Here is a 14,466-nt window from a genome sequence, read left to right as displayed (position 1 = left end):
CTCAGTATAGTACAGGATACTGCTAGGCTATTTGAAACCTATATTAGTAGAGTTTTTAGCGGAGTTTTTTTTGGTTAAAAAGAAGGCTTAATTTAAGGAATCTGATTAAGTTAAATTACACCATCCTATGAGAAAAATTGAAGTAGTGTTATGTGCCATACTCTTTACAAGTAATGTGCTGTTAAGTACAGTCCAAAGTCAAAATAAACCAAATGTGCTTTGGATTACCTGTGAAGATATTAGTCCATACATAGGGAGTTATGGCTTTGAACAAGCACATACACCTCACTTAGACAGACTAGCAGATCAAAGTATTAGATATACAAATGCCTATGCCAATGCGCCCGTTTGTGGAGTTGCTCGAGTTACTCTTTTAACAGGAATGTATGCTCCAACTATTGGAAGTCATAATTTTAGAACCAATACACTGCTTCCATCTGTAATTCCAGCATATCCAAAAATATTTAAAGAAGCAGGTTACTATTGTACCAATAACTATAAACGAGATTACAATTCTAGTTACGAAACAGATCGTACTTTATGGAGTGAATCTAATAGCAAAGCACATTACAAAAACAGAAAAGAAGGACAACCTTTTTTTTCCGTGTTTAACATCAAAACAACACATGAAAGTCAGCTGGCAGCAGATAAAATTAAAGGGTATGTTGAGCGAGGTGAGATACCTAAAGAATCAAGAATACATCCTTCAAGTATTGTGTTGCCTCCCTACCATCCAGATGTTCCAGAAGTTAGAGAAGATTGGGCACGTTTTCATGATTTAATTACCTTAATGGATAAAAAAGTAGGCAGTCTGTTACAAGAACTAAAGGATAAAAAACTAGATGATAATACAATCGTATTTTTCTTTTCCGATCACGGAGGTATGCTTTCTCGTTCGAAACGTTATTTGTATAATGTAGGAACACAAGTACCTTTTTTAGTGCATGTTCCTAAAAAGTGGCAGCACCTAGTTCCAGATTATAAATCAGGAAGCACAGAAGATAAAATAGTGCGATTTGTAGATTTTTCAAAAACAATCGTATCGGTTTTAGGATTGCCTGTTCCTGAAAAAATGCAAGGTAAAGTGTTTTTAGGAAAAGAGATGGAAGCACAACCTAAGTATGTACATTTTTACAGAGATCGTATGTCTGAACGTTATGATTTTAATAGAGCGGTGACAGATGGCGAGTACTATCTGATTCAAAATTTTGTTCCGCATAGACCTCGTGGACGTTCAACTCGATATGGATATACGGTGCAACAAAATTGGAGAGCCAATGAAGAGAGTTTTGCAAATGGAACATCAAATGCTGTGCAAGCACAATTCTATAAACCGAAAAATCCAGTGGAGTTATTTAATACAAAAAAGGATCCTTATCATATTAAAAGTATCGCTAATGAAACGGAGTATCAGCAAAAATTAGTAGAGTTGTCAAAGGAATTAGATCGTTGGATGCTAGAGATTAAGGATATCGGATTGATACCTGAGCCTATGTTTCATGATCTTGTTGGTACGGGTAAAAAATATGTGACCATTTATGAATTTGCGCAAAGTGATGATTATGCTATTGAGAGAATTTTACCGATAGCAAAAATTTGTGCCAAAGGGGATGTTTCTAATAAAAAGGACTTCTTGAAATTTCTATGCGATAAAGATCCAATTGTTCGTTACTGGGGCGCTTATGGGATTTTTAGAATAGCAAAGGATGATAAAAAACTTCAAAAGGAATTAAAAAAACGAATAGCAAAAGAAAAAATTCCTGTAAACCGATTGATATTGGCTCAAGCATTAGCGGTTTCAGGAGATAAAAAAAACGCATTTGCATATCTATATGATGATACAAAATCGGCAAGAGATGGTTTCGTGTTTTTGTTCGGTTTGAATGCCTTGCAGTATTCTCATACGGATGAATATTTGACAAAACAAGATTGGGTGTTTTTCAAAAACAAAAAATTCACAACAGATGATGCAGTGGATAAATTTGGTAAAGAGTATAGCAAGAGAATCATAAACGATGCAATAAAACTTTGGCCTCAAAGAAGGAGGGTGGATTAATTTATAAGTAAGTAAAATAGAAAAATAAAAGAGTATGTGTAAAAGATTAAATAAACTAGCTTTAGTTGTCATTGGCGTAACAATGCTTTTTTCTTGTGGAGTTAAAAAAGAGAGCTCAGTAGCTGTAGCAGGAGAAAAGAAACCAAATATATTGATCGTATTAACGGATCAATTAAGAACTCAAGCTACAGGCTATGGGGGCGACCCAAATATTAAAACACCACATATAGATAAATTAGCTTCTATGAGTGTGAATTTTAAAAATGCAGTATCCGGAATGCCCGTTTGTACTCCGTATGGAGCATCTTTATTAACTGGGCAAAGACCGCTCACTCATGGTTTGTTTATGAACGATGTTCAGTTAGATACGAACGCCATATCTATGGGGAAAATCTATTCAAAAGCAGGTTACGACACGGGATATATTGGTAAGTGGCATATGGATGGGCACGGCAGACAGAGATTTATACCACCTGGAAATAGGCGACAAGGGTTTCAGTTTTGGATGGCCAATGAATGTACACATAATTACAATCGTTCTGTTTATTATGATAACGATGATCCAAAACCCAAATATTGGAAAGGTTACGACACTTTTGCTCAAACAGATGCAGCTTTGAAGTATATGGATTCAAAAAAAGATACGAATAATCCTTTTTTATTAGTGCTTTCTTGGGGAACGCCACATGCACCATATCATACGGCTCCACAGGAGTATAAAGGTATGTTTAAGCCAGAAAACATGAAGCTTAGGCCTAATGTTCCTGAAAAAATGCATGAAAGAGTAAAGAAGGACTTGGCAGGGTATTACGCGCATATTGCAGCAATTGATGATATGGTAGGAAAAATAATAGACAATTTAGAAGCAGCAAATCAGCTTGAAAATACGATTATTGTATTTACATCAGATCATGGTGATTTACTTGGCTCGCACGGTGCTTATAAAAAGCAACAGCCTTATGCTGAATCTGCCCAAGTTCCTATGTTGTTTTATATTCCAAAAGCTTATAAAATAAAGCCAGGTAAAAGAGATGCTTTGATAAACTCAGAGGATATTTTACCTACACTATTAGGTCTGTCTAATATACAGGAACCAAGTAGCATTGAAGGGTTAAATTATCGATCTTATATGGAGGGTGCGCAAAGTGATATTGGAGAAGAAACCATTCTTACTTGTGTCCAGCCGTTTGGACAATGGAATAGACCTGTGCATCATGGAAAAGAATACCGAGCTTTGGTTACTCAAAAGTATACGTATGTAAAAGATTTAAAGGGACCATGGCTATTGTTTGATAATCATGCGGATCCTTATCAAATGAATAATTTAATAGGTAAGCCAGAGTTAGCGAAAATACAAGCTGATTTGGAAAATCGATTGCTAGCTCGATTAAAGAAAAACAAAGACGAGTTTTTGCCAGGCTTGACTTACATAAAAAAATGGGGGTACCCAATAGATAAAACAGAAACAGTTCCTTATAGACAACATTAATTATTTATGAATAAAATATTTTCAATATTTTTAGTAGTTTTCATTGCAATTTCAGGGTTTTCCCAGATGAAACCTTACGATCTTAAATTAGAATATCGTTCGAATCCAGAAGGTGTTGATGTTATAAAACCAAGATTTTTTTGGAAATTAGAATCAAAAGAAGCAGCGGAATATCAAACAGCTTATCAACTTTTAGTCGCAACATCAAAAGAAAATTTAGATAAAAATATAGGTGATGCTTACGATTCTAAAAAAGTAAGAAGTTCGCAAACTACTCAGGTAGTATACAAAGGCAAAAGCTTAAGGTCTACCTCTCAGTATTACTGGAAAGTAAAGGTTTGGGATAAAAACCATAAAGCTTCTAAATGGAGTGCATTAGCTTATTTTTCAACGGGTTTATATAAAAAAGAAGATTGGAAAGGAGCGCAATGGATTGCATGGAGAAATCAAGAAGAATGGGCAGAAAAATGGTGGGGTAATAAAGAGGTAGAATCTAAAGCCTTGCAATTTCAGTTGCCAAGTTATTTTGGGGCTAGTATGACCTTATGGGAACGTTATCAATTTCATCATGATAGCCCGTATGATGCAGCTCCTTTGCTCCGAAAAGATTTTAAAGTAACTAAAAAAGTAAAAACAGCCAAAGCATACATTAGTGGAATTGGGTATTATGAATTGTTTATCAACGGAAAAAGAATTGGAAATCAAGTTTTAGATCCGGGATGGACAGATTACAGAAAAACAATTTTATACGCTACCCACGATATTACAAATGAGCTGCAAAGCGGAGCTAATTTGGCAGGAGTTATGCTAGGTCGTGGTAATTACGGGCAGTTAGCTTACGATCATTGGGGATTTTATAAAAAAGATGGTTATATAGGTCAGCCTAAATTAATGTGCCGAATAAGAGTAGAATATGAAGATGGTAGCGAAGAAAATGTAATTAGCGATTTAAGCTGGAAAATTACAGGAGGTCCCATTATTTATGATGGCCCACACATGGGAGAAATTTACGACGCAACAAAAGAAATTCCGAATTGGAATTTAGCCAACTTTGATGCTTCTAGTTGGGAAACAGTAAAACCATCTCCGCATCCAGGAGGTGAGTTGGTGTCGCAAATGTGTCAACCTATTCGTGTTACCAAAACGTTTAAACCTGTAGAAATTCAATCTAAAGGAAATTATGGGCAATGGATTGATACCGGTACAAATAGTTCGGGTTGGATCAAACTTCGTCTTAAAAACTTAAAAAAAGGACAGCAAGTTTTAATTTTTTATGGAGAACATGAAGACCCAACTTCTAGTGGTCAACCAGGTCGTTGGCAACAAATGGGGTACATTGGTAAAGGAGCAAAAGAAGAATTTGCAGAATGTCGTTTTTCCTATAAAGGGTATCGTTACGTACAGGTTAAAGGGTATAAAACCAAAATAACGAAAGATGACGTTGAGGTAAAAATTGTACATTCTGATGTGCCAAGAGTAGGGCATTTTGAATCTTCGGATAAAGTAGTAAATGCGGTTGATGCTATTTGTAGAAAGTCTTTAATTTTTAATTTACATAGTATTGCTACCGACTGCCCAAACAGAGAAAAAAACGGATGGTTAGGAGACGTAGTTACAGGTATGGAATTTGGTATGGCAAACTATGATTTGGCAGCATTAATGACCAAGTTTACTCGTGATATTTGGGATACTCAAAATGAAGCAGGTGGAATGGCAGCCATTGCACCAGCAAATGATTATAGAACAGGGAGGTCTACTTTATGGTCTTCGGCAGGTGTACATGTGCCTTGGTATATGTATACCTATTATGGAGATACAAGGTTGTTTGATGAATATTGGAAAAAAATGATGTTATGGGTAGACTATTCTTGGAAACATAACAATGTAGCAGAAAAAGATGGCATGTTTACTGAAATGTATAACGACTGGGTAACCCCTTATGATAGAACATATAAAGGAGGAGGTAAACCAGGAGGAAATGAGGTGATAGCTTCTATGAATTTTTATTTAGTTTTAAAACGTTTGGCTATTATGGCAGACAAGCTAGCTAAGAAAAAAGATAAAAAACGTTTAGAACAACAAGTAAAACGTATCCATGCAGGAATTCAGAAATGGGCTTTTGATAAAGAAAAAGTAGAATACGCAGGGTTAAAACCGTTTAATGAATTTTTACCTGTGGTAAATATTTTGGCACTTAATTATGATATAGTTCCAGAAAAATACCGTGAACAATTGGAGCGAAAAGTAGTTGACAATATCGTAAAAGATAAAAATTACCATTTGTGGGGAGGTGTGTTTACAGTACATTCTGCTTACGAGTATTTGCCGAAAAATGGTTATGCAGATATGATGCATAAAGTTGTGGTAAATGAAGAATGGCCTTCTTTTGGTTGGTTGATTAAAGAAGGAGCCACAACATTACCAGAGGGATATAAGTTTGAATCTTCAGATATTCATCATTTTATGGGGGCTGTAGATAATTTTTTTTATCGCCATATGGTCGGTATTAATTTCGACGAAAATACACCAGGCTTTAAAGAAATAATTCTAAAACCCAACTTTATAGAAGCAATGGATTTTGCGAAAGCAAGTTACAATTCGATTCACGGAGAAATAAAAGCTGAATGGAAAAAAACAGCTAAAGACACCTATGAATATTCAGGAACAATTCCTGTTAATTGTACTGCAAGAATTATACTTCCTAACAAAGCTGTAGATGTAAAATCAGGTGTTTTTAAATTCAATATTAAAAAATAGCTTAGGTTATTTGGTGCCTAATTGTTTTTTCATAAATGGATTGCCGTTTAGAAGTGTTTTAAACTGAAGTAAAGTTTTTAAACAGGACAGTACAGGATGATATCTGTTGACTAGAAAATTAGTTTTATGGTCAATAGATTTCGATTGCAGTGCTTTTTTTTAGTGAACGCTATAAAAATAGAAATAAAATCAGTTGAATACTATGACAAATAAAAATTCATTGATAAATAAATAGTGAAAATGGTGAAGAATATTCTGATTTTTTCTTTCATATTAGTCGTTTCTTTTTCCTTAAAAGCTCAGCTTTTTAAACAAAATTTTAGCGAATCAACTACAGTTTCTGATTATGTTAGCAGTGTGCCGGATGTCGGGAAATTTAGTGGTGTTAGTAATAGCTCTAATACACCTACAAGTATAATCGGGGGTAAATTAAGGTTTGAAAAAAAGGCAGTCTCTTCATCTTATTTTTACCGTACACCAAATCCTGCACTTTCTCCAGCTCCAACATTTATACAATTAAAATTCGATTTTGAAGTCACAAATAATGATCCCAATCACCCAGATAATCGTAGAGAAATCCCTTTTTATTTTGGACCAGCTTACTCAAACGAAGCTTCTTCAATTACAAAATCATTTTGTGCTTTTGGACTAGGAATAAGTGAAACCTCAGGGAGCTTTTTTATAAAGTTAATTGGAAGTTCAGGTACAAGTTCATCTGAGTTTTCAGGGAATCAAACAATTACATTTGTCGCAAATAATTCGGGTACTTCACAAACTTATGAAGCTCCAAATTCAAGTACAGAAACTATTGCAAATGATACTTGGGAAATATGGATAGGAACAACAAAAGTTTTTAATGATATTAGTGCCAATAATCCTGACTTAGAATTAGGTAGTTTTAAATTACAAAATAATTCATTTTTACCTTTAGCTACTTTAGATTTTGATAATTTTGAGTACAAAGATTTTTTAAATGATTATGCTCCTAAACCAGTTACAAAATCCTTAGTACACCCACATATATGGGTAACAAATTCAGATAAGCAAAAGATATTGGATAATATTGCAAACTTTACATGGGCGAGTAGTCTGTTTAACCAGCTTAAAACAAGGCAATCTAGTCTTAAATCGAGTCATAGTTCCAATCCAACTGCTATATTAAATCAAATTCCTGCAATACCCGGTGACAGAACACAACACCGTAATAGACTTAATGCAGCAGCAGAATCGTCTTTTTTATATTACTTAACAGGAGATGAAGACTATGCTCAGTTATCTGCAGATATTTTAAATCAATATGTGAAATTAATAAGTGTTCAGGATCCTTTAAGCTTCGAGTTTTATACGGGGAGTTTTAATCATTTAATTCCACCACGTGAGCTTTTTCCAAGAGTTGCTATGATTTATGATTTTGTACAACCTTTTTTGTCAAAACAAGGAACTACAGTTTATGATTTGGATAGTGGTACAAATGTACCGTTTAATTTTACTACTTCGCAAAAAGCATTTGAAGTGATGGCTGATAATGTGATACAAGTAGGTGGGAATAATTCTAATCATCCTGTTTTAGAATTACCAGGAGGTTTGTATAGCGTTTTGAGTATGGAAGATGACGCAATTAGAGCTGCTTATTTTGATAAATTGCTAAATGGGGCAGCCAATTCTAAACAACCTGGGATAAATTGGATGTTGGATCGATTTAGCGACGGGGATCGTTTATGGCCGGAATCTACAGGTTATGCTAAGTTTACACATTCTATTTTTTTACAAGCTTTAAGTATTGCAGATCGCTACAAACCAGAATTAAATTTATTAGATAATAATAAAGATCTGTTAGAGAGTATCTTTATTTATGAGAATTTTTTATATCCAAATGGGGCTACTATGGCTTATGGAGATATTGGCAGAGATTTCAATGATCATGCACCTATTTTTCGAAATGTTTTGGCAATTGCAGCTAAAAATGGGTATATGGATATAAAAGAAAGAGCGGCTTCAACCCTTAGAAAAATTTATACAGCAGCAGGAGGCTACGCACCCCTTATAGAAGACCAGCGACTAGAATGGAACAACCCACTACAATTATTATGGGGTGTTAATATAGGCGACGAAGTAAGTGCTCTAGGCGAACCTCAATATGGAACAGTTACAGCTACGCATGCTGGTGTTGTAATGCAACGTAATTATGTAAAGGCAGATAATGAACAGTATGGGCTCATGTATTATACTGGAGGTGGTACTTATGTACATGCCCATGCAACAGGGTTAGATATGGAGTTTTATGGTGCAGGTTATGTAATCGGGCCAGATCATGGTGGGGATGCTGCTGGTTATGGTACAACGCTTCATGAAGAATACGCTGTGTCTCATGCCGCTCATAATACCATTATAGTAAATGGAACTACTAAACGTGGTGTTCCAAGTTCTGGAACCTGGGATAATATTGTGGATCCCATTGTATTGCAAGCAAGTGAACCAAAAGTAAAAGCAAATCCAATAGCAGAAAATTTTAGTTTTTCTACGCAGTTTTTAGACGATGGTATAAATGATTTAGACCAACAAAGAACAAATAGCATCATACGCACAAGTCCAACCTCGGGTTATTATGTTGATATATTTCGATCTGTTTCTAATGCAACAAATAATTTTCATGATTATTTATTTCATGGCTTAGGAGATGTAATGAAAATAAAAACAGGTGAAGCTTCACTTGCTTTATCCAATACTCCAAATCGTTATCCAGCAGAGTCAGGAGCCCCTCGTAATCAACCAGGTTGGCAATATTATACGAATCCAAAAACATCGGCACTTACGAGTGATGCTATTACGGCTAGATTTGATTTACAGGCAACGAATGCTTATTTACATGTGAGCGTTCCGGGAGGTGTTGATAAAGAATATAGTTCTGCTTTAGCTCCACCAACACAAGATGTAAAAAATGGCTATGATAAAAAAGATACGCAAATGTTTATCATGCGTAAATATGGAGAAGCTTGGGATAAACCTTTTATAGCAATTTATGAATCCTCTGGAAATTCCGAAAGTACCATAATAGAAACGTCGACTATTTTTTATAATGACAAAGTAGTCGGAGTTAAAGTGGTGTCTGAAGTAAATGGAGAAAGAGTTACAGATATAATTTTATCGAATGATAGTTCGACAGGGAATAGTATCTTAAAAGCATATGATATTAGTTTTAAAGGGAGGTTCGCCGTGGTTCGATTGAAAGTGAAAAATGGAGTTACCGATGTGTCAATGTACATAGGAGAAGGAGAAGAGCTTCGTTTTAATGGAGAAGTTTTTAAAGCAGATCAGGAAGGAAAAGGAATCAAAAAACTTGCTTTAGATTATGCGTACACCTTTCCAATTACTGCTGAGAATTTCTTAATAGAATCTATTGGAGAAACATGTGCCTCTAAGAGAAATGGAAGTATTCAAATAGACGCTGCCGTAACGAGTAATTACGTTGCTAGTATAGCTGGAAATTCCTATCATTTTTCGAAAAAAACAAGTATTGAAAACTTAGGTCCCGGTACGTATGACTTGTGTATAGCTGTGGAAGAAGAATCGTTTGAGCAGTGTTATCAAGTCACAATTGTAGGAGGAGCTAATTTAAGTGGTAAAATTGATGTGAATAAGCATTCGGCCGTAGTTCGTATTTTGGAAGGAACCGCACCCTATACGGTTTTTAAAAATGGAGAAACTGTTTTAGTAACCAACGAAACTAATTTTTCAATTAATGTAGATCATGGAGATAATCTGCAGGTTCAAAGTAAATCTGCTTGTCAAGGAGAACTTTTAAAGCAAATTAATTTGTTAGAAGATATCAAAGCCTATCCTAATCCAACAAAGGGGACTTTTATATTGTATGTCCCTTATAGTTTAGATACTATTTACTTGGAGATTTATAATGTATACTCACAACTAATAGCCTCAAAAACTTACGAAGTAAAAGAAGGTAAAGTAGTATTGAATATAGTGAATGAGTCAAGGGGTTTGTACTTTGTGAAATTGAATTCAGATAAACCGATTTTTGTAAAAATAATAAAGAAATAAATAAAGATGAGAAAAGCGTATTTATATTTAGTAGTACTAGTTAGTTTAACATATTCATGTGGAGGTGGAGACGGAGAGGATGGAGGTCCTGATAGTTCGGTTAATAACGCACCAACAGTGCCAAGTCAAGTTTATCCATTAAATAATACACTTTGTATCGATAATGAAATAAATTTTCAGTGGAATGCTTCGTCAGATGAAGATGGAGACGCGATATCATATGAATTAGAGATTTCAGAAATGAGTGATTTTTCAAGTTTAATAAAAGAGAAAGAAGTAGGTGGTCGATCTACGACTATTTTATTAGAAAAGGGAAAATCTTTTTATTGGAGAGTTAGAGCATTGGATGCTCGAAATATGGAGAGTGATTTTTCAGCTGTAAGTCAGTTTTTAACGGAAGGAGAAGGTGTTTCCAATCATTTGCCATTTGCGCCAGAATTGGTTTCGCCAGAATTAGATGAAACAATAGGCGGAGCAAATGCAACTTTGAGTTGGACTGCAAATGATGTAGATAATGATTCACTACTTTTTGATGTGTATTTAGATACGGCAAGTGCGCCGGTAACAAAAATTTCAGAAAATCAAACAGCCACAACATTTAATGCAACAGGTTTGACGGCAGCAACAACTTACTATTTTAAAGTAGTTGTAAAAGATGGAAAAGGTGGAGTTACCATTGGTCAAATATGGAGTTTTAAAACGAATTAACAGGTTTTTTCAAGGGGAGTAATTTCTTATATCAAATAGATTAAGATTTTAATTGGCAGGATAGTGCAGGACAATGTCTAGTGAGGTTCTGTTTAATTTTAGAGATGAAGTTCAGGTATATAGCAATTCTTTTTAGCCGATTAAAAAAAGAACCAACGTTGCCGATGTAAATTAATTGATTTTATGAAAAAAAAGACGCACTCAAATTATTTTAAAATTAACAGTTTTGTCATCCTTTTGTTAATGATCACAAATTTATTTCCAAAGAAAATTTCAGCACAAGTAACGTTTTTGGAAAATTCTGTAATAACTGATGAAGCATTTTACTTTTGGAAGGCAGACGATCCAAAACCCTACCATTATGCGCCGGCTATTAATCCACATGGTAACTGTGTCAAAGTTTCTAATGGTTTTGTTTTTTATACTTGGTATCGTGGTGGTTGGGCAGATCGTACTTTGATGGTTTCCCGTAAGAAAATTGGAGAAGGGTCATGGATACATGTTGCACTTCCTGCAAAGTTGAGTTTGGTAGGAGGTAAAGGAGATACGCATTTAACTACAAACATTGGTATTTGCCCTATAGATGGCACTGTTCATTTGATGTTCGATCATCATAATGAAGATTTAAATTATATAAAGTCTAAGAAAAACATTGCTTTCGGTCCAGATAGTGACTTTACCGCAGCCAATTTTCTTGCGCAACAAAATTATTTAATTCCAGGGAAAAAAGTTAATGGAGTTACCTATCCTGATTTATTTAACAACGATCAGGGTGAAATGTATTTTGAAAGAAGACTTGGATCTGCTGTTGGTGGAAATATTGTAATGACGTATTATGATGGGAATTCTTGGTCTCCTGAAACTACTATTATACAAGGAACGGGGCCTGAAGTAAGTCAGGGAGAACGAAATTTTTGTTATGGGACTGCCTATTTTTTCAATGGTAAATTTTACTACGCATATTCACCAAGATGGGCAGAATCACCTACTACTTTGGGAGAGGGGATTTATTTAATGGAACTAGGGGCACGTATGAATGATAAAGCAACTACTGTTGATGGTAAAAGTTATGATTTACCCATTATCGATCATGCTCCATTCTTTATAGCGGATCCTAGGAGTGTTCCGAGTACTGCAGGTTGGGCAGGTGGTCCTCAGGTTGCCATTTCTCCAAAAAATGATATCTATATGTATATCAAACCCAAAAACACTGATCATTATAACTACCTTAAAAAAGATGGTGAAACAACATTTACTGTAGATCGAAATAAAGGTTCTTTAGGTGCTATGTACGGGAATCGTATGTATAAGTTCATCATGACAGGTGGTGATTTTGTAATTAAAAGTGCTTTGGCGGGTAGCTATGTATGGCGTGAAGATTTTCGAAAGAGTGTTGGGGTGAATCTTAAAAAAAGTATTACGATCATGGACAATGGCGTAATTGCAGCTGTTTTTAGTGAGAATAAAAGTAGTGATAAAGTGCCAGTTCATTGTTTTGTACTTCGAATTCAAAAAGAAGAATACCAGCCACAAACTATTAATTTTGGAGCCTATTTAGAAAAGACAGAAGGTGATCCGGATTTTATACTAAGTGCTTCGGCAAGTTCTGGTTTGGAGGTTTCTTATACTTCATCAAATACGAATATTGCACGTATTGTTGATGGTCATAAAGTAAGAATAATGGGAGTTGGAACTTGTGATATAATTGCACATCAAAGTGGAAATGGCGTTTATGAAAAAGCAGCCGATAGGTCGAAAACTTTAGTGATAAATTCGAATGTTTCAAAATCGAATCAAACAATCGAATTCAATTTACAGTCAAGCACACATACTTGGGATAGTGCAGACCAGGTATTAAGCGCTACAGCTAGTTCAGGTTTGCCTGTGCAATACGAAAGTACAAATACTGATGTTGCGGTTGTTGTAGATGGAAAATTGCAGGTGAAACGTGCAGGAACTACTGCAATTAATGCTTTACAAATAGGCAACAGTACGTATAATGCTGCGCCTATTGTAAGTCACGAATTTAATGTTCCTAAGCGTCAACAAGTAATTACTTTTCAAGATATTCCACAAGTAACTTCTGGAGATAGCCCATTTAGTCTTCAAGCTACGAGTAATAATTCTGATGCAAATCTAAGATTTGTTTGTCCTAATAATCAAGTTGCCATTGTTTGGAATGACCAGGTAAGAGAAGTTTTAGGCGCAGGAAGTGCAACAATTACTGTTACGGCAGAGGAGAATGAATATTATACTGCGGCTCAAGCCACGAAAACAATTACTGTAAAGCCAAAAACGCACCTTCTTCCAACTGAGATTGAAGCTGAATATTTTACAACGAAAAATGGTGTAAATGTTACAAGATGGAGTAATTCTATTTTTTACTTGAATTCTTGGAATACCGATGATTTTGCCGAATATACGATTGATGTGCCTAGCGACGGAACTTATCAAGTCGAAGTTTTTGCAGCATCCCCTGGATCTTTAAAAAAATTAAAAATCATGAGTGGTTCTACCAAACTTAGTTCTATCTCGCTTACAGTAACACCAAGTCTTACCGTTTTTAAGGGGTCTAAAGCAAATATTTCACTTAAAAAAGGTCTTCAAAAAATTAAAATTGTAGGTGAAGTCGGTGGTTTTAATTTTGATCGAATGAAAATAACCAATGGTCAATCTAGTGGGGGAGTAAATGAAGGAGGTAGTGAGGTAGGCGTTTACCAGCTTGTAAATGTTGCAACGGGAAAATTTTTGGGTGCAGCGGGAAGTTCCCAACCCGTTATGATGCGTGATTCAGGTGATGGCGTAGATAGAAAATGGGAATTTGTTAAAACGACTATAGAGGGGGTAGATTATTATAATATAGATAGCAAGGACAATGGGATATTACGGGCTACAGGAAGTGGATTTGCAACAGGTGCTTATTTAGTAGTAAGTACAACAAAAGCACCGCCAGCGAATGATTCAGATAAAATTTGGACTGTTCATCACGATGAAACAGACAATACTTTTAGGTTCGAAGCAAAAAACACAGGTAGATTTTTGTATCACCAAACAGATGACAAGTTTTACAATCTTACAGTCGATGCAAATGATGAAAGAAGTAAATGGCAAGTTATAGGTACTGGCGGACCATTGCTAAATGTTCATAAATACGAATCGAATATTTCTTCTTTAAAAGTATATCCAAATCCAACTAAAAATGAATTTACCATAGTTTGTGAAAAATCAAATGGATTTAAGGTTGAAATTTATACCATTTTAGGAACAAAAGTGTTTGAAAAAAAGGTCGTTGGAAATAGTACAGAGATAACTGAAAAATTAACAAGGGGTATTTATCTTGTCGTTTTAAAAACGGACGATCAAAAAATGATTCAATCGAAATTAATTGTTGAATAGTTTA

6 protein-coding genes are annotated in these 14,466 nt (G+C 35.1%); all 6 read left to right on the top strand.

Annotation, left to right across the window (positions count from 1 at the left end; genetic code table 11):
* The first annotated feature begins 127 nt into the window (after nucleotides 1–127).
* The 6 genes from FGM02_RS02460 (at nucleotide 128) to FGM02_RS02435 (ending at nucleotide 14,462) form a co-directional block, all read left to right on the top strand.
* On the top strand, nucleotides 128–2,056 hold the full coding sequence (locus FGM02_RS02460; RefSeq protein ID WP_139956604.1) for a sulfatase family protein: 1,929 nt from the start codon (nucleotides 128–130) through the stop codon (nucleotides 2,054–2,056).
* A 34-nt stretch (nucleotides 2,057–2,090) separates the two neighbouring features.
* On the top strand, nucleotides 2,091–3,545 hold the full coding sequence (locus FGM02_RS02455) for a sulfatase family protein (protein ID WP_139956602.1): 1,455 nt from the start codon (nucleotides 2,091–2,093) through the stop codon (nucleotides 3,543–3,545).
* Between the two features lie 6 nt (nucleotides 3,546–3,551).
* Nucleotides 3,552–6,302: a family 78 glycoside hydrolase catalytic domain gene (locus tag FGM02_RS02450; RefSeq protein ID WP_139956600.1), complete on the top strand. Its 2,751-nt coding sequence runs from the start codon at nucleotides 3,552–3,554 to the stop codon at nucleotides 6,300–6,302.
* A 240-nt stretch (nucleotides 6,303–6,542) separates the two neighbouring features.
* On the top strand, nucleotides 6,543–10,358 hold the full coding sequence (locus FGM02_RS02445) for a T9SS type A sorting domain-containing protein (RefSeq protein WP_139956598.1): 3,816 nt from the start codon (nucleotides 6,543–6,545) through the stop codon (nucleotides 10,356–10,358).
* A gap of 6 nt (nucleotides 10,359–10,364) precedes the next feature.
* Entirely contained in the window at nucleotides 10,365–11,066 is a 702-nt protein-coding gene (locus FGM02_RS02440; RefSeq protein ID WP_139956596.1) for a fibronectin type III domain-containing protein, read from the top strand.
* A 183-nt stretch (nucleotides 11,067–11,249) separates the two neighbouring features.
* Nucleotides 11,250–14,462 (top strand): BNR-4 repeat-containing protein, encoded by a 3,213-nt coding sequence (locus FGM02_RS02435; RefSeq protein ID WP_139956594.1) that lies wholly within the window; start codon nucleotides 11,250–11,252, stop codon nucleotides 14,460–14,462.
* Nucleotides 14,463–14,466 lie beyond the last annotated feature (4 nt).

Origin of the sequence: Flavicella sediminum (assembly GCF_006381105.1) — a bacterium.
In the GTDB taxonomy this organism is placed as follows: Bacteria; Bacteroidota; Bacteroidia; order Flavobacteriales; family Flavobacteriaceae; genus Flavicella; species Flavicella sediminum.
Note: the sequence above shows the minus strand (reverse complement) of the source record. Positions and strands in the feature narration are given on the sequence as shown.